Origin of the sequence: Deinococcus radiopugnans ATCC 19172, assembly GCF_006335125.1 — a bacterium.
In the GTDB taxonomy this organism is placed as follows: Bacteria; Deinococcota; Deinococci; order Deinococcales; family Deinococcaceae; genus Deinococcus; species Deinococcus radiopugnans.
Genome location: NZ_VDMO01000002.1, coordinates 109,011 through 126,733 on the forward strand (window position 1 = coordinate 109,011; position 17,723 = coordinate 126,733).

A 17,723-nucleotide genomic window follows, 5' to 3' on the forward strand; every position below is an offset into this window, starting at 1 on the left:
CCATGCCCCTGGTCCCTGAGGCAAAAATCATGGGCGCTGCCGCCAGCCAGCCCAGCGGCCCCTGGCGACATTCAGATGAAATCTGGCCCGGCCCTCCTGTCCCATCAGGAAAAAAAGCAGACTGCCTCCCAAAGGACGAATCAGGCTTTTGAGGACAAAGCCGACGCCATACCCGTGCATGCTGAGCACCCGCCCCATGCCAAGACCGTAACCCATGGCCCTGGCCACTGCCCAATCACCGTATTCAGCGGCAGGCTCAGGGTGGTACACCACGTACCGGGGAGAGTAAAACAGCGCAGTTCCGGCCTTCAAGGCCCGAATCAGATACTCGGTTTCCTCACCGGACCCGAATGGAGTGCCCGCACCAACCCCCAACGTTTCGTCGAACGGCCCCACGCGCGTGACCACCGCCCGGCGCAGAAAGATGGTGATGGAAATGGCGCGGCTCCAGACGTTTTCGAGGGTGAGCAGTCCCGCCTGCCGGTCCCACCGGCCCGCCACGTTTTTGCCTCTGCCATCGGTAGCCCGGCCAGACAGACCACCCACCAGTGCATGATCATCAAAGAATTCGGCCACCTGCGCGAGCAAGTCGTCCGGATACCAGCAGTCATCGTCAGGGAAGGCAATGATCTCGCCCGTGGCATACGACAATCCCAGATTGCGGCTGCGCGACAGGCCTGGAGCAGAGTGCAGATGACGCAACGCAAAACATGAAGCGTAGGCTGCCAGCAGCGAGTCCAGTCTCCCATCAATATTCTGGTCTACCAGGATGACTTCGAAATTTGTGTAGGACTGGCTGGCCAGGGAAGCCAGCAGGTGCTCTAATTCCGCCACCCGCCCCAGGGTACACACGATCAGGGAGAACTTCACAGTAGGCGCTGGTATTCAGCGTAGGTGAGCGCCGCCCAATGGTCCGAAGACCAGGAGCGCCGGATGAAGTCGGCGGCCTGTCTACCCAGTGCCCCACCGAAATCAGACTGCTCTAGGGACAGGACGGCTCTAGCCAGCGCTCGGGCGTCACCGGGCGGCACCAACAACCCTGTCTGGCCCGACTGGATTAGTTCGACCAGACCGCCGATGGCCGACGCGACAACCGGCTTGCCCAGCGCCATTCCTTCCAGTGCCGCAATCGAGGTAGCCTCTACCACGCCATGTGCAGGAACAGAAGGCACCACAATTACATCCGCCTGCCGCATCAACTCCATCACATTGCTGCGAGGTTGCTCGCCCCACAGGCGAACCCGCCCTTCCAGACCCAGGCTGGCTGTCCTGGCCTCAAACTGGGAGCGCAGTGGACCGTTTCCCACAACCCAAAGCCGATAATACGGGGGCAGCAGGGCGAGCGCCTCCAGAGCCACCAGGGGACCATTCTTCTCTACCAGGCGACGAGGAAGCACCAGAATTCTCTGCGCCGTTTCTCGCCGCACCTGAAACTCCGGAGTAGGGCGGCCGACGTTTACCACATCGACCGCATTATGAATCACTGTAATCTTGCCTCGTGGCACACCGAAATCACCGCTCAGGATCTCGGCCTGCCCAGTGTCCACGGCAATGGCACGATCAAGGCGAGCATAGAATTTGCCCTCCAATTGCTCAATGAACTTGGCCAATTCCTCATCGCCCGTATCCATGCGAATCTCTCTGGAAAGCGGACCGTGCGCTGTATATAACACAGGCAGGGAACGCCCGAAGCTGTCACGAAAATTGACAGCGGCCAGACCGGCAATCACGTCGTGAACATGAATCAGTCTCGCGAAAGGCCAGGCCATAGCACGGACCCGAAGTTGCGCTTCCAACTGCGCAACTTTACGGCGAACGTTGTCTCGCCGGGCGGCGTCAACATCTCCACTATGCTTGGCCACGAGCAGCGCTTTGTGCACCTTGCTCACCGGGGGGAGATGCCAGTACGCATGACTGACATGGGCAGACAGCGTATGCCTGAGCAGCTCGAGATGACTGCTGACCCCCCCGGTCGGATGACTTTCTCTGGGAACAAGCACCAGAGCCTCACTGTTTTGGTGATCGAACACCGTAATACCCTCCCCAGATGAACAACAGCATGACTTGCGTCGTGATACTGCTATATACCGCCCCCAACCAACCCAGACGAGGAATCAGCACAAGATTCAGGCCTATATTGCAGATCAGGCTGCCCACCTGCCCAGCCGTCCGGACGCGCTGTAATCCGCTTCCTGTCAGGGCGTCGGCGAAGGGGAAGTAAAGGCTCTGTACCAATAACAGGACAGACAGGGCACGCAGCGCCTGTACCGACTCTCCGAAGCCTGGTCCCAATAAACGCGGCAACAGGGGCGCAGCCAGCCATAAACCGGTACAGGCCAGGAGGCCATAGGCTGCCGTGATGGGCAGCGCCCGCCACGCCACCTGTCGGGCGGCCGAATAACCATACTGTCCAGCCTCGAAAAACCGGGGATAGAGCGCTCCGAGAAATGCGTTGAGTGGCAGAAACGCGACCACCACAAAGCGGAAAGCCCCGGTATAGATCCCCACCGCTTCCAGCCCTGCCAGACGCGGCAACATAATTTTATCAACGTCAGTATAGGCATTCTGGGCTGAAGTTCCGACAGCAAAGTGCAGTCCTTCCTGAAAACGCTCCCGAAGATCGACGCGGCCAACGCTAGGCCGGCCGTAGCTCATGATGGTCCAACTCAGGGCTGCTGCACCGATCAGCACACTCTGCAGCAGGTACAACCAGGCCCACAAAGAGAGTGAGGGTGTGGCCGTCAGGGCCACCACCAGCAGGAGGCGAGTCGCCCCCGACACCACTTCGAGAACCGCATTGCGCCATAGCATGCCCTGCCCCACGTGAACGGCACTCACCAGGGACAACCAGCGCGCACCTATGAGTTCTGCTGCCCCCACACACAGCGCCACCTGCCAAGGCACTGTTGGAAGGGCCAGCCACTTGATGACGGCCAGCAAGCCTAAACCCGGCAGAACGTTGAAGATCATCGCATACAATGCGCGCCCCAGGGCCAGGCGCGCCACCACACCCCGGCTGAGGTCCCGCACAATCATGCTGTAGCCCCCCAACTCCACGACAGGAGAGAGTAGAGTAGACAGGGCCAGAGCACCGGAAAAGGCGCCAAAAGCTGCGGCGCCGAGGGAACGGGCCAAGAGGACGAAGGAAATCAACTGTAGCGTAAAGCGCGCCGCCAGCCCCAGCAACATCCACGCCGTATTGCTGCCCAATCCCGCCTGCCGCACAGCCGGGATAGAGCTATGTCCCATTCAGTACGCTCCTTTGCCGACCACGACCACGCGTACAGTTTGGATCATCAGCAACAGATCCAGCCATGGACTCCAGTTGGTCACATAGAACTGATCCATCCCCACGCGCTCGTCGTAAGTGGTGTCACTGCGCCCATTGACCTGCCAGTAGCCCGTCATGCCGGGGCGGACCTGCTTATAGATCCCATAGACCGCGCCGTATTTCACAATCTCTGCCTGGACGATAGGCCGCGGCCCCACCAGGCTCATCTCGCCACGCAGAACATTGAACAACTGCGGCAACTCGTCCAGACTGGTTCGGCGCAGAAAAGCCCCGACCCGCGTTACGCGTGGGTCGTCCTTCAGTTTATGGGTAGCGTCAAACTCGGCTTTCAGGTCAGTGCAGTTTGCCAGGACATCACGCAACTTGGTCTCTGCGTCGCTGTGCATGCTGCGGAACTTGTAGCAGTTAAAGGGGCGGCCGCCATGGCCCAGCCGACGGGCACGGTATACAGCGGGACCAGGACTATCGAGCTTGATCGCCACCACAATCACCAGCAGACAGGGCAGCAACAGCGCCGTCAAGATGCACGCCGCCAACACATCGATCATGCCCTTGGTCAGGCGCGCACGCCCACTCCTGAGATTGTTGCGGATTTCCAGGCTGGCCACCGTACCAATATTGTGGGGTTGCAGGGCCTGATTGGGCACCCCGAACAGGTCCGGCACCACCCAGGTAATGGGGAACGCGGCATAGATGCTGTTCACCAGCTGACGCTGGATTTCGGCCCGTGCGCCGGGAATAGTGATCAGGGCCTGTTCAGTGAGAGGATCGGTCAGCGCCAGAGCAATCGGACCGACCACCGGCACCCCATGAACACCTGTGCCGTGTAACACAGGATTGTCATCGTAAGTTGCAACAGGCCGCAGGCCGTATGTGGGATGGGCGCGCAGATGCGCAATGGTCAGGGCCGCCGTACGCCCCGCACCAATAACGCTGATATCGCGGCCGTACTGGCCCCAGTGCACCAGCAGGGCACGGACGCCGTAACGGAAAATCAGGGCCAGCACAAGCAGTGAGGCCCACAGCAAAATCAGGCCAGTCACGCTGGGGGCCAGACGATGGGTAGCAAAAGCTGCCGCAAGCTGGGCCAACGCTACCTGCACCGTGCCCACGGTATGCAACCTCAGTTCCGTCTGAGGGGAACGGCCATAGCCCGGATACAGCCCCTGATGGGCGCGCCACGCGATCCACAGGCCCATCCAGATCAGTGGTTCTTCAGGACGCAGAGGGGGACGACCCAGGAGCACCAGCAACCATGAGGCCAGCGCCAGCGCCAGCAGGGCACTGAGAACGTCGCCCAGCAGCAGCGCCGCCGCCTGGGGCAGTCCAGCCAGCCGGGTTGAGGCGGCCCGACCCGCCGTCCGCAGAGGCGCGGCCCCACTGGACATCCGCACGCCCATAGTTAGCGCGTCTCCCCGGTGCGGGCTTCTGCCAAGGCGGTTATCGGGGGCAGGAGTGGCGTGGAAGACATCCGGCGAGGGGAGGCGGACGTCCGATCAAGGACGCAGCCCACCAGCGGCAGCCCCACCCCGGAAACGGAGCGCAGCACACGTCTGAGATCGCTCAGCGAAGTCCGCCCCGTTCTGACCACAAGCAGGACGCCGTCTGTCTGTTCGCTCAGCGTCAACCCCTGGGCCTGATCCAGCAGCGGCGGGGTGTTCAGCAGTACCAGATCATAACTCTGACTCCACGAGCGCAGGCACTGGCCTAGGTCAGGCCGCCCGGTCTGTTCGGTCCCACGCCCCGCGTACGGGGCAGCGGGCAACAGGTGAACACCCTCACGGAGCTCGGCCACCTGAACATGGTCCAGCGGGTGCCACGGCAACGTCTCCGACCCTTCCAGCATGGAAGGGAACAGAGATGGCTCCCCACGCCGTCCCGCCACCTCGACAATCAGCACCCGCTTGCCCGACTGCGCCAGGCTGATTGCCAGTTCGGTGGTCAGACGGCTGACCCCCGCACCGTCCCCGGGGCCTCTCGCCCTGACTCCGGCCACCAGCACCACCGGATGGGCCTTGCCGCGCAGGGCACCCAGCAGCCGCATCTGCAAGAAACCCAGGGCGTCCTGGGCCACGCTGTCCCGCTGGCGGAATGCTCTCCCTGCTCTGCGCCCAGGCAAGAGACCCAGAACCGGCAGTCCCAGTCCCAGCAGATCATCTTCCGTCTGAATATACGGCTGCATCACGGACCATACAGCCACTAGGCCCGTGCCTAGAATTAAACCCAGCACGCCCAGCAGGGCGGCGTTGCGCGCTGCAGACGGCGAGACGGGATCAACCGGAGCGACCGCACTAGACAGCGGTTTCAGGCTGCCCGTCCGTGCGGAGGCCAGAAAGGCCAGCTGGGCCAGATTGTCCTGCATAGTCGCGCGGCGATACACCAGGGTCTGCCGTTCCAGGGTAGACAGGCCAGGCAGGGCCAGCCGCCGGTCCACCTGGGCCAGCTGAAGGGTAAAGTTGGTCCGGGCCAGGGCCACGTCGCGCGAGGTCCGCTGAGCGTCCCAGGCCAGCAGCACAGCACTGGCCTGATCTGCCAGCACCTGTGCCGCCCTGGCTGAGGGTGCGCGGGCATGTAGGGTGTAAACGCTGTTCTCGCCTGTAACCGGATCGGCACTGACCGAAACTGTACGCTGGCGCGAGGCGGCCGGTGCGGCAGACAGTTCCTGCTCCAGGTTCACGACAATCTCCTGTCGCTCAGCAGGTGCGATGGCCGCATTGTCCTGTATGGCCGCAATCAGCGGGCGCAGAACAAGTGGACTCTGGAGAACCTTTTCTACCGTAGCCACTGGCAACGGCGAGACGACAGTGCCGCCCACCACGCCGATCTGGCTCTGTGCGCTGGAAGCGATCACAGTGGCAGACGCTTCGTAGACGACCGGCTGAGCGCGTGTCCATAGGTAGGCCGCCAGCGCCAGACTGGCCGCCACCAGGACCACCAGGGGCAAGACGCGGCGCATACCCAGCCACAGCGAGACCAGATTGATCTCGAGCTCTGTCTCCTGTCCCTGCCCGCGGAGATCCTGCTGGAAAGCGCCGAACTGAGGCGCCGAAGGGAGGGGGGCACTCACGCCGATACCCCCAGAACTGGGCCTACCCTGATATACCGCACCACACGCTTGAAAGTGCTCTTCCCAGCGCGAGGCACCTTAAGGATGAGGTTAATGAAACTCCAGTGCATGACCCGGTTAACTTGCACCTCGAAAGGCGCATTCTGGCAGACCACTGGAGCGCAGACCGGATGCGTCACAAGTAAGCCCCGACACGCGTTGGTGAAGCGCACCCCCGTCCCACTGTCTTGCTGGCGGCAGGAAGAGAGTGCTGTGAAACGGAAAATAGCTCGCGCGGCACTCAATCGGGTCATGGCTGCTGTTTGCATATGAAAACTCCACACGTTTAAGGCGGGCGTCAGCACAGCCTACGACTTCGATTTTAAAGGGGGGGTGAGAAAAATTGATTCTGCTTGTCCGGGAAAGGCTTCTTCCTGATTTTTAACCAAAAAAATGCACCTCAGACCCTCTGGGAATAGATCACAACATTCCCAAGGTTGCCTCAAGTAGATGAGAAGGCAGTGTTCACGCCAATCTAAACCTAACGCCCTCTTTACCGGACATCTTCAGATTGAACTTGTGCTGAACGGGAAATTCCTGGACGTATGATAAATCGCGAACCGGCACGCCAAACGGCGGTGTTTTGGGTGTGTGACGCCCTCAAAACCCGCCGCCCTCCAGCATACCGAACTCACCCGCCACTTCAAAGACTGCGTGTCGTCAATCTCGTCTTCGCCATGGTCACGGCCCGAAGCGTGAACCAGAGCGGTCTCTGCGCCCATCTTTCCGGGGCCAACTCCACCGAGGCCAAGCGACGCCGGGTGGAACGTGGCTGCCGGGATTCACAGCTCACGGAATCCGTCTTTCTCGCGTTCCTGCTGGCTCTGCTGCCTCCCGGAAAACTGCTGCTCAGCATGAACCGCACTACCTGGGAACGTGGGGATTCACCGCTGGACCTTCTGGTGCTCGGCGTCGTGCTGCACGGGTACACGGTGCCTCTCGTCTGGACTGCCCTCGATCACGACGGAAACAGCGGCACGGTCAGGCGAATCCAACTGGTCTCCAGTCGGCGGCTGGTGGTTCCGGTTCCTGAGACGCAAGGGCATCAAACGGGGTCTGTGATTAGCGGTCGGTCGAAAGGCCGAGCACCCGGTCAGCGCATCAGGCCGGTCAGGACCGCGACGGGGTCCTGACGGCGCAATCGCGCGGTCTCCACGGTGGCTTGATCCGCATGTACGTCTGCGCGCCCACTGCATTCTTGCTGCACTGCGAGACCTTCCTCGCCATCACCACCGTCCGCAAGCTACGTTCGGCCGCATTGTTCGTCGGTGGAATGTCCGGGTCCTTCAGGAACCGCCACAACCGATCCAGCACGCGCTGCTTCAGGATGCCCAGTCGAAGTCGCTCGTTCGCTTTCGACTGGAGCGGCGCCCGATTCAGCAGGGCGTCCAGCAGCAGGGTGAGGAACTCACCCTGCTGCCCGTACTCCTCTCGCGTGCATACACCCGTTGTCACGTCCCGATGCAGTCGGATGCCATCCCGGAAGACCTGCGCAACCCGCTGTCCGTACAGCTCTCCCCGCCCAGGTCGCCGCTGTTCTCCAGCGGCGACCTCATCTGCATTGCGGATCAGGTGCGCCAGGCACTTCTGTTGCTGGACGTCCTGCAGGAAACGGCTGTCGTACGAGGAGAAGCGGTCACTGACCAGCACGCCCGTGAAATTCTGCCCCAGACCTTCTCGGACTTCCACGTTCGTATGCCGCAGGTTGGCGCGGAACATCACGGTGTCCGCACTGCGGAAGGTGCCCACCCAGGCGTTCTGGGCGCCGATCCGCCAGCCGGTGTCGTCGTGATGCACGAACGGTGCCTGTTGGAGCTGTGTCTGTAGTCCATCGACGTGGGCAGACAAGGCGCTGCCGTCAGCCGCAAGCCGCTGGGCGGCTTGCGTGATCGCACTCTGCATGACCTGGATGCCGCCGAGGAGATTCATGACCCGCCCGATGTGGCGGACTGGAAGGCCCAGCTCGTGATGCAGGGTCTGAAGGGTGGCGTGCAGAACAGGGCCGAGTCGGTGGCGCGTGGCACCGACCTGATCGGCTTTCAGGTTGGGATGGTCACCACGCACCGCGTGGTGACACTGCGGGCATTCCATGATGGGCACGTGATGCTCGGTGACCTGCATGGCGTTCCGAGGGGCGAGTTCCGTGACCCAGGCCTTGTCCTGACGGGTGAAGATCAGCGGCCCCATGAACCCACAGCGAGGACAGGTATTGGGCGTGTCAATCTGCACGGTCTGAGTGATCTGTTGCGGCGTGGGTGGGGCCTTGTGCACGAAGGTGCCCTCACCAGGACGGCGTCCTGGTGATTTGGGATCGGTGGTGCATTGCTCCCGGCTGAAGGGGGCAACGTACTTGCGTTCCCGCCGTTCGAGTTCTTCGATGCGTTTCTTCAGGCGAGCGATTTCGGCCTTGAGAGCTTTGTTTTCGGCGATCAGTTGGTCGATCTGTTCGGACTGGCGACGGATGATCTCGAAGAGATCCTTCTCGGTCATCCCAGCGCCCATGGACAGCATGGTAGCGGCAGCAGTGCCCGGCTGGAAGCCGGGCACTCGGGGGGGCGCTAATCACAGACCAAACGGGCCATCCGCATCCGAGAAAACGCCGTCATCGATCAGCTGCGCGTGGACGAGTGGTTCGGCGATTTGAAGGTCGGGGAGGTGCGGTACCTTGCCGAGCAGGCCAACATCTTTGGCGAGGTGATGCAGGTCGTGATCACGGATTTTAGCGCGTGGGACACGTGTGTGCTGTACCGAGCTCGCTGGTCCGCGGAGTGCACCTTCGCCAGCATCAAAGTGCGCGGCTTTGACCTAGAGCGCATGGGCAGCACTCGACCGGACCGACTGGAACGCTTGTTCGGGCTGGTCATCCTGGCGTGGGTCAGCTGCCTGCGGGTGGGCGTGTGGCTCCAGGCACAGGTGCCAGTCAAGGTGAAGGCCCATGGCCGAACGGCCATGAGCCTCGTGCGGTACGGCGCGGAACAGCGGTGCCATGCCCTCCGGTGGAACCTACCCAAGTTACCCGGACTGATCAGGCTGCTGAGCACGCCCTTTCGCGTGCCAGGCGCGACTTGAAAGCAAGATGTCCGGTTCAGAGGGATACCGACCGCTCTTGAAGAACAACCCCCCCCCCGCCCGAACTGTCACTCCACAAAAATGTTGTGATCTCAGGGAATTTGAGGCTGGGATCATTCTGTTATCTTACGCCTCGCCTCAATCCTCTCAATATTTTCTAACCACTTCAAAAAGTGTGACGTCAGCTGATGTGCACCAGACGCGCCAAGCCGTCCCTCTCATCCCTTCACGCTTCCGGCCAGCAGACCGCGCACGAAATAGCGCCCCAGCACGATGTACACCAGCAGGGTGGGCAGCGCTGCCAGAATCGCCCCGGCCATCGGCAGGTTCCACGACACCGCCTGACCCCCGGCCAGCTGCGACAGCGCGTAGGTCACGGGCTGGCTGCCGGTGTTGGTCAGCGTGGCCGCGAACAGGAACTCGTTCCAGACCTGCGTGAACTGCCAGATGATCACCACCACGAAGCCGGGAATGCTGATCGGGAAGATGACGCGGGCATAGATCTCCCAGAAGCCCGCGCCGTCGATGGTGGCGGCCTCCACCAGCGCGTCGGGCACGTCGGCGTAGAAGTTGCGGAAGATCAGGGTGGTGATCGGAATGCCGTACACCACATGGGCCAGGATCAGGCCCCAGATGCTGCCGTACAGCCCCAGCCCCTTGATGAACTGGAACAGCGGAATCAGCACCGCCTGATACGGAATGAACATGCCGAACAGCATCAGCGCGAACAGGGTATTGGCCCCCCGGAAACGCCATTTGCTCAGCGCGTAGCCGTTCAGGCTGCCCAGCAGGGCACTCAGGAGGGTGGCGGTCACCGCCAGGAACAGGCTGTTGAGCATGTTGCCGCCCACCTTGTCCCACGCCTCCGAGAAACTGGCCCAGTTGAGCTGCGCGGGCCAGTGCCACGCCGTCGGCAAAGCAATGGCGTCCGGCGTTTTCAGCGCGGTGGCGAACACCAGATAGATGGGAATCAGGAAGAACAGCGCGGCCACGACGAGCAGCAGGTACGTGACGGCGCGGCCCAGGCCACCCGCCCGGCGTGCCTGGGTGGCAGAGACGGTGGGCTGGGGAACAGCGGTCATGAGGGCCTCCGGCGCGGCAGGTGGCGCGTGGCTTGTGGCTTGTGGGAAAAGATGGGCGAAGCCTTATCCGTGTGCCCCGTGTGGTTGATCGGGACAGCCCGGAGCGGACGGGGGAACTGCGACAGCTCGGCACGAGAGGGGGCCACGAAGCAAGCCCTCGCTGGAAGCAAGTCGCCCTGGCTGTTCCCATCAACCATCACCCATCCACCATCGACAACCTCCCCCCTCACGCGTGGCCCTCCTCACCCTTGAACTGATTCGCCAGATACGGCACGATCACGAAGGCCACCAGAATCAGCAGAATGGTGCCGATGGCTGCGCCCAGCGCGAACTGGTTCTGGCGGAAGCTGGTCAGGTACATGTTCAGCGCCGGAACGCTGGCGGCGACGTTGTCGGGGCCGGCCATCGCGTACACCAGATCGAAGATCTTCAGGCTGATGTGTCCCAGGATGATCATGGCGCTGAGGGTGATGGGCGACAGCAGCGGGAAGATCACGAAGCGGTACATCTGGGCGTCCCGTGCCCCGTCCACCTTGGCGGCCTCGCGCAGTTCCTCGGGGATGCCGCGCAGCCCGGCCAGATACAGCGCCATGGTGTAGCCGCTCATCTGCCACACGGCGGCGATGATGATGCCGATCATGGCAAAGTTGAAGCCGTGCAACTCTGGCGCGGCCAGCAGCTTCACGTTCGGCCCGACAAAGATGGCCCAGCCGATCAGCAGCGCGGCGCAGGCGGCGGCCACCAGGGTGCGGGTGCGCTGGCCCTCGCGGGCGGCGCGCACGGCCACCACGATCAGCACCGCGCCCACCACGGCGGCGGTGATGAGCGGCAGGTTGTTCCAGTCGAATTTGAGGGCCGAGTCGTTGCTGCTCAGCCACCCGAAGGTGGAGGGCTGCCCCCCCAGCAGGGTGGGAGCCTGATTCACCCCGCCCTGCGGTTGCAGCATCCAGCGCCAGATGGTGCCAGTCACGATGAACGACAGGCTCATGGGAAACAGGAAGATGGTGCGCCACAGGCCCTCGCCCCGGGGGTTGCGATCCAGGATCAGCGCCAGCCCCAGGCCCACGCCCAGGCAGCCCAGGATGAAAAACAGGGTGAAGAACAGCGTGTTCACCAGTTCCTGCCGGAAGCGGCCCTGCAGGAAGCCCGTAAACAGTTCGGAGTAGTTCTGCAGGCCCACCCAGCGGATGATGGGATTGAGCGCCAGCGCCTGCGCCGGATCGTTGCCCCAGTCGGTCAGGCTGACGTACACGGTACGCCCGATAAAGTAATACACGAAAATGCCGATCAGCAGAATGCTGGGCGTCAGCACGGCGATGGCCCACAGGCGGTCTTTGCTCAGGCGTTTCATAGGGCCTCCTTCGTCGGGACAGCGGGAAGCGGTGCGCGGGACGCGGTCTCTCTCACCGCGTCCCGCGCACCGCCAACTACGTCCTCAGTCGTTACTTGCCGAAGCCCGAGCGGACGGCCAGCGCCTGCGCGGCGGCGGCGGCCCCGGCGCTGTTCTTGGTGGCGACGAACTGATCGATCACGGCCCCGAAGGCGCTGGTGAAGCTCTCGGGCGCGACGGCGCCGTGGGCCATGCTGCCGACGATCTTGCTGTTCTTCCAGTCGGTGGCGGCGCTGCGCGAGTAGGTGTTGTACTTGCTCAGGTCGCTGTCGGTGCGCGCGGCGATGCTGCCCTTGAGGGGGTTGAAGGTGTCCTGGCCTTCACGGCTGCCCAGCAGCTTGAGCCAGTTGATGGCCTCGGCGCGGTCCTTGGCGCCCTTGGGCAGCCCGAAGGAATCGGCCAGCATCACGAAGGTCTTGGACGTGCCGGGGGCGGTGGCCCAGCCGAAGCCCTTGCCGGGTTCCAGCTTCTTGGTGGTGGTGAAGTACCCGGCGGCCCAGTCGCCCATGATGTTGAAGGCACTCTGGCCGCTGACGATGCGGTCACTGGCCTGCTGCCAGCTCAGACCCGAGGCGTCCTTGTTGGCGCAGTCCATGACCTTGCCGAAGGTGGTAAACGCGCCCACAACCTTGGGATCGGTGAATTTGGTCTTGCCGGCCCACAGGTTTTCCCAGCCCTGCGCGCCCAGCGTGCCGATCATCACGTTCTCCCACAGGTGCTGCTGCGTCCAGTTCTCGCCCACCACCAGCGGCGCGGCCACGCCCTTCTTCTTCAGGGTGGCGCAGGTGCTGATGAATTCGGGCCACGTTTTGGGCACGGTGACGCCCCAGGCCTTGAGCTTGGCGGGATTGTACCACATCACGTTGCTGCGGTGGACGTTGACCGGCACGCTCCAGATGCCGCCCTTGGAGCTGATCAGCTTGATGACGTCGGCGGGGAACACCTTGCTCCAGCCCTCGGATTTAAACAGGCTGCTCAGGTCTTCCATGCGCCCGGCCACCACCCAGGTGCCGATCAGTTCCTGCCCGGCGTGAACCTGGAAGGAGTCGGGCGGGGTGCCGCCCAGCATGCGGGTTTTGAGCACCGCCCGCGCGTTGGTGCCCGCGCCGCCCGTGACGGTGGCGTTGTCCACAGCCACATTGGGGTACTTCTGCTTGTACAGCTTGATCAGGGCTTCCAGGGCCGGGCCCTCATCGCCGGCCCACCATGAGAAGATTTCCAGCTTTCCGGCGGCCAGGGCGCTGGTGGTGGTGGCCAGGGCGGCGGCGATCAGCAGGGCTTTTTTAATAGGGGTCTTGATCATGGGTTCCTCCGGAGAAAGTGGGACAGCAAAAAGGCAACAGAAAAAGAGGGAGGCAGCGGCGCACGCCGGGTGCGGGGGCCTCGTGGACGAACCGGGTTCGCTTGTCTGTCAAACAGGTACAGACCTCATGCTGCGCCAATTGCGACATGTTTGTCAATTCAATGTGACCTTTTTTCCTGATACCGGTCCACCGTTGCGGCGGGGGCAGCAAAAAGTGTCCAGATCCCGTGGTCCTGAGGCGGCAGGCCGCAGGGCCGGTCCAGCTCAAACCTGCGCTTCGGCCTCGCCCGCCTGCCCCTCGGGGCGCAGCAGCGGGAACAGCAACACGTCGCGGATACTGTCGCTGTCGGTCAGCAGCATCGCCAATCTGTCCATGCCCATGCCCATGCCGGCGGCGGGCGGCATGCCGTATTCCAGGGCCAGCAGGAAGTCCTCGTCCTGTTCGTGGGCCTCATCGTCACCAGCGTCGCGGCGCGCACTCTGGGCCTCGAAGCGGGCGCGCTGGTCCAGGGCGTCGTTCAGCTCGGAATAGATCGGGGCCAGCTCGAAACCAGCCACGAACAGGTCCGCACGCTCGGCCAGATCGGGGCGGCTGCGGTGCGCCTTGACGAGGGGGCTGATCGCCAGCGGCACGTCGGTCACGAAGGTGGGCTGGATCAGGTTGTCCTCGACGTACTCGCCGAACAGCTTGTCCAGTAGCTTGTAATCCGGCACCTTGCGCAGGTCCGGGTGCTTGGCGTCGGTCCACTCGCGCAGTCTGGCGAGGTCCGTCGGCTCGAAGTCCAGCTCTGCCGCCTCCTTCAGCGCGGTCACGAAATCCAGCCGCTTGAACGGCAGGGCGAAGCTGATTTCCTTGCCTTGATACGTGAGCCGATCAGAACCCGTGACTTCCTGCACCAGCCCGGAGACCATCTCCTCTACCAGCCGCATCATGTCCTGGTAGTCGCCATAGGCGAAATACGCCTCCAGCATGGTGAATTCGGGATTGTGGGTGCGGTCGATGCCCTCGTTGCGGTAGTTGCGCCCAATCTCGTAGACGCGCTCGAAGCCGCCCACCAGCAGCCGCTTGAGGTACAGCTCCAGGCTGATGCGCAGGCTGAAATCGTGCGACAGGGCATTGTGGTGCGTCTTGAAGGGCTTGGCCTCGGTGCCGCCCGCCACCACCTGTAGCGTCGGTCCCTCCACCTCCATGAACTCGCGCTCATCCAGAAAGTTGCGGATGTACCGGATGGCACGCGAGCGGGTGCGGAAGGCGGCGCGGCGCTCGGGGTTGATCATCAGGTCCAGGTAGCGGCGGCGGGCGCGCAGTTCCTCGTCCTGGAGGCCGTGAAACTTGCTGGGCAGCGGGTGCAGGCTCTTGACCAGCGGCTGCCACGAGGTCACGCGCAGGGTCAGTTGCCCGGTGCGGGTCACGAAGGGAACTCCGCGCACGCCGATGATGTCGCCCAGATCGATCTTCTTGGTGGGACCAAAGTTCTCGGTGTCCTGTTTCGAGAAATGCAGTTGCAGGCGGCCGTGTTCGTCGGTCAGATCGGCAAACGCCGCCTTGCCCATGTGCCGCAGCAGCGTGACGCGCCCGGCCAGCGCGTAGGTTTCGTCGGGCCAGTCCTGCCCGGCTTCCAGACCATTTTCATCGCTGGCGGGATGGGCAGCCAGCACGTCGCGGGTGCTGTGGGTGCGCGGGTACGAGTACGGCGACGCCTCGAAGCCGGCGGCCACCTGCGCGTCCAGGTTGTTCAGGCGGCTGACCGTTTGCTCGTGCAGATTGTCGGGGCGGGGCGGGCCATCAGGCGCAGGGGTGGCGGGAACATCAGACATGGGGGCGAGTATAGCCGCCGCCGCGTCAGCCACAGGGTTTGTGGCCCCGCCTTCAGCTCTCCTCTCGGCCACAAACCATACTTGCCGCATGCGACTCAACGATGACCTGCTGGTGCTGGAACTGGGCACCGACTTCGGCACTGGCCCCACCCTGCTGCACCCGGTGCTGATCCTGGACGCGCAGGCCGGGCACACCCTGGTGGATACCGGCGTTCCCGGCATGGAGGGGGCAATCGAGGCGGCGCTGGCCGAGGTGGGCGCCACGCTGAAGGACGTCCGCCAGGTGATCGTGACGCACCACGATCTGGATCACATCGGCAGTCTGGAGGCCATCGTGAAGACCAGTGGCGCGCAGGTGTGGGCTTCCGAGCGCGAGACCCCCTTCATTCAGGGCGAGGAATGGCCCCAGAAGATGCCGCCGCAGGAACGGGTGGCGGCCCTGCTGGCCGATCCACAGACCCCGCCCCACGTCCGCGCCCGCCTGAGCCTGCCGCGCGTGGCCGTCAGAGTAGACCGCACCCTGCACGAGGGTGAACGGCTGCCGCTGGCCGGGGGCGTGCGCGTGATCCTGACACCGGGCCACACCCCCGGCCACCTGAGCCTGTACCTGGAAGGCACGGGCACGTTGATTACTGGCGACGCGCTGGTTTCAGAGGGTGGACAGCTTCAGCCCCCCAGGGCGCAGCTCACGCCGGAGATGGCTGCGGCGGGCCAGTCGGTGAACAAGATGGCCGAACTGGACGTGCAGACTGCCGTGACCTACCACGGCGGCGTGGTGCAGGACGATGCGAACGGGCAACTGAGGCGGGTGGCGGAGGGCATGACCACGGCGGGCTGAAGGCCAAAGGCCACAGGCAGAGGACGCGCGACTCAGCCCTCTGCCTGTGGCTGGCCGCCCGCCTCAGTACTCGATGCTCTTGACCTTGTATTTCATCTGCTTGCCGTTGTCCAGGTTGACCACGAAGGCCTCGCCCTTCTTGCGGCCCATCAGTTCCTTGCCCACCGGGCTGTCCTCGCTGACGCGCGGCAGGCTGCCCCCGGTGACGGCTGCCTCGGGGGCGCTGACCACCATGACCTTCGTTTCCTTCTTGGTGGTCTCGTTGCTCAGAACCACGATGGCCCCGAGTTCCACCCGGCCGTCGTTCTCGTGTTCCTCGATGATGGTGGCCAGGCCCAGGGTGTCTTCCAGCTCGTCGATCCGGGCCTCGATGTTCATCTTCTCGCGCTTGGCGTCCTCCAGGCCCGTGTCCTCGGTGTCGGAACTGGTCTCCATCTGCTCCTGCAGGATGCGGGTGGCCTCCGCCAGCCGGGCCTGCTCCTGACCGAGGGCGCGCTGCAGCCGCTCGTAGCCTTCGCGGGTCAATCTGACTGTCTTGGTTGCTTGCGTCATTGTGGGTCCTCCGTTACGCCGCCGGCCTTGACCGGCGGGACTGGAATAAATCGGCGAATGTGAGAAGTAGCGCGCATTGTGGCACACCCCCCACGAAGTGGCAATCCATTTTCATGCGGTCAGGCGAACGGACGGAGCCTGCCGGGTCACGCGCAGGGTGCCCCAGACCACCGCCACCAGCATGGCGGCCAGCGCCGCAAGCGCCAGGGGAATGGCACCCTGGCCGAATTTCGCCGCCAGCACGCCCAGCACGTACGGGGCCACAATCCCGCCCACGCTGCCGGAGGTCAGCAGAAACGGCACCCAGCGCGCGGGCAGGCTGCGGGTGGTCCACACCAGCGTCGTGCCGAACACCGGCCCCAGCGCCAGCCCGGCCAGGATGTACGCGAAGGGGGCCAACGCCGCCTGCGTGGCCGCCAACCCACACCCCACCGTGAGCGCCGCGCAGGCCAGCACCAGCCGCTCCGGCCGCACCCGCGCCCCGAACAGCCCGGTCAGCACGCGGGCCACCGTCATGCCGCCCCAGTACCCGGCGACGATCACGGCGAACGAAGCGTAGCCCAGGCTTTGCAGGTGGCGGCCCGCCCACGCGCCGAAGCCGACTTCCAGACCCACGTAGCACGCCAGCAGCGCCAGGAAGAACCCCACCTGCACCCCGGCCCGGCCCGGCGAGGGCGGCAGCACCTGTTCGCGCATGGCCGGAAAGCCCCAGACCCGCGCGCTCAGCAGGGTCAGGCCGCACAGGGCCGCCACCGTCAGGAAGGGCAGTGCCAGGTTGCCGCCTGCCCCGGCCACCAGCAGCGGCGACAGGATGCTGCCCAGCCCGAACACCGCGTTGACCAGATTCACCGCCCGCGTGCCGATGCTGGCATAGGCCGCGTTCAGGCCGCCGCTGACCCCGCCCAGCCCGAAGCCGCCCAGCAGCGCCCCGGCAATCGCCAGCGGCCAGCTGGGGGCCAGCGCCACCAGCGTGACGCCCAGCGCCAGGGTCAGCAGCGCCGCCACCACCACCCGGCGCAGGCTGAAGCGGATCAGGAGAATGCCCACCAGCGGCGGGGCCAGCGCCGAGCCCACAAAATGCGCGCTGGCGATCAGGCCCACCCCGGCGGTGGAGACCCCGTAGCGGTCCTGAAACAGCGTGAACGCGGGGCCGTACATCGCCTGGATGACGCCCAGCGTGAAGAACGCCGCCGTGCCGGCTGCCAGCAGGGTCAGCGTCAGCGGCGGAGGCGGGTGGTGGGCAGTCATGGGCGGGTCACGGGGCCATCACGGG

The 17,723-nt window shown here is 64.0% G+C and carries 14 protein-coding genes; 2 read left to right on the forward strand and 12 right to left on the reverse strand.

Annotated elements, in window-relative coordinates:
* Positions 1 to 27 precede the first annotated feature (27 nt).
* The 6 genes from FHR04_RS01960 to FHR04_RS01985 form a co-directional block, all read right to left on the reverse strand.
* The gene (locus FHR04_RS01960; RefSeq protein WP_211344163.1) at positions 28 to 870 is read right to left on the reverse strand and encodes a glycosyltransferase family 2 protein; all 843 of its coding nucleotides are present in this window, start codon (positions 868 to 870) and stop codon (positions 28 to 30) included.
* Positions 867 to 2,030 carry a glycosyltransferase family 4 protein gene (locus FHR04_RS01965; RefSeq protein WP_139400394.1) on the reverse strand — a complete coding sequence of 388 codons (1,164 nt, stop codon included), beginning with the start codon at positions 2,028 to 2,030 and terminating at the stop codon, positions 867 to 869. The genes FHR04_RS01960 and FHR04_RS01965 overlap by 4 nt, the downstream gene beginning before the upstream one ends.
* Positions 2,008 to 3,249 (reverse strand): oligosaccharide flippase family protein, encoded by a 1,242-nt coding sequence (locus tag FHR04_RS01970; RefSeq protein ID WP_139400396.1) that lies wholly within the window; start codon positions 3,247 to 3,249, stop codon positions 2,008 to 2,010. The genes FHR04_RS01965 and FHR04_RS01970 overlap by 23 nt, the downstream gene beginning before the upstream one ends.
* Positions 3,250 to 4,692: an undecaprenyl-phosphate galactose phosphotransferase WbaP gene (wbaP, locus tag FHR04_RS01975; protein WP_139400398.1), complete on the reverse strand. Its 1,443-nt coding sequence runs from the start codon at positions 4,690 to 4,692 to the stop codon at positions 3,250 to 3,252.
* Between the two features lie 2 nt (positions 4,693 to 4,694).
* The gene (locus FHR04_RS01980; RefSeq protein WP_139400401.1) at positions 4,695 to 6,359 is read right to left on the reverse strand and encodes a CpsD/CapB family tyrosine-protein kinase; all 1,665 of its coding nucleotides are present in this window, start codon (positions 6,357 to 6,359) and stop codon (positions 4,695 to 4,697) included.
* 1,149 nt (positions 6,360 to 7,508) lie between these two features.
* Entirely contained in the window at positions 7,509 to 8,900 is a 1,392-nt protein-coding gene (locus FHR04_RS01985; protein ID WP_249038923.1) for an IS66 family transposase, read from the reverse strand.
* A gap of 117 nt (positions 8,901 to 9,017) precedes the next feature.
* On the opposite strand from FHR04_RS01985, the gene FHR04_RS01990 reads away from it, so the two are divergent.
* Positions 9,018 to 9,467 (forward strand): transposase, encoded by a 450-nt coding sequence (locus FHR04_RS01990; RefSeq protein ID WP_249038924.1) that lies wholly within the window; start codon positions 9,018 to 9,020, stop codon positions 9,465 to 9,467.
* Between the two features lie 218 nt (positions 9,468 to 9,685).
* Here the strand turns inward: FHR04_RS01990 and FHR04_RS01995 are convergent, their stop codons facing one another.
* The 4 genes from FHR04_RS01995 to lysS form a co-directional block, all read right to left on the reverse strand.
* A complete protein-coding gene (locus FHR04_RS01995; RefSeq protein ID WP_139400403.1) occupies positions 9,686 to 10,549 on the reverse strand; it encodes a carbohydrate ABC transporter permease in 864 nt (287 codons plus the stop codon).
* Positions 10,550 to 10,775: 226 nt separating this feature from the next.
* Positions 10,776 to 11,900: a carbohydrate ABC transporter permease gene (locus FHR04_RS02000; RefSeq protein WP_039682092.1), complete on the reverse strand. Its 1,125-nt coding sequence runs from the start codon at positions 11,898 to 11,900 to the stop codon at positions 10,776 to 10,778.
* Positions 11,901 to 11,991: 91 nt separating this feature from the next.
* On the reverse strand, positions 11,992 to 13,242 hold the full coding sequence (locus tag FHR04_RS02005; protein ID WP_139400405.1) for an ABC transporter substrate-binding protein: 1,251 nt from the start codon (positions 13,240 to 13,242) through the stop codon (positions 11,992 to 11,994).
* A gap of 264 nt (positions 13,243 to 13,506) precedes the next feature.
* On the reverse strand, positions 13,507 to 15,060 hold the full coding sequence (gene lysS / locus FHR04_RS02010; protein ID WP_139400407.1) for a lysine--tRNA ligase: 1,554 nt from the start codon (positions 15,058 to 15,060) through the stop codon (positions 13,507 to 13,509).
* A gap of 88 nt (positions 15,061 to 15,148) precedes the next feature.
* Between lysS and FHR04_RS02015 the strand changes: the two genes are divergently transcribed.
* On the forward strand, positions 15,149 to 15,898 hold the full coding sequence (locus tag FHR04_RS02015; RefSeq protein WP_139400409.1) for an MBL fold metallo-hydrolase: 750 nt from the start codon (positions 15,149 to 15,151) through the stop codon (positions 15,896 to 15,898).
* A 63-nt stretch (positions 15,899 to 15,961) separates the two neighbouring features.
* Here FHR04_RS02015 and FHR04_RS02020 read toward each other — a convergent pair whose 3' ends face one another.
* Together FHR04_RS02020 and FHR04_RS02025 are read right to left on the reverse strand one after the other, a co-directional pair.
* Positions 15,962 to 16,450, reverse strand: coding sequence for a GreA/GreB family elongation factor (locus FHR04_RS02020; RefSeq protein ID WP_039682084.1), 489 nt, complete (start codon positions 16,448 to 16,450; stop codon positions 15,962 to 15,964).
* Positions 16,451 to 16,561: 111 nt separating this feature from the next.
* Complete coding sequence (locus FHR04_RS02025) at positions 16,562 to 17,698, reverse strand: MFS transporter (RefSeq protein ID WP_139400411.1); 1,137 nt, start codon at positions 17,696 to 17,698, stop codon at positions 16,562 to 16,564.
* Positions 17,699 to 17,723 lie beyond the last annotated feature (25 nt).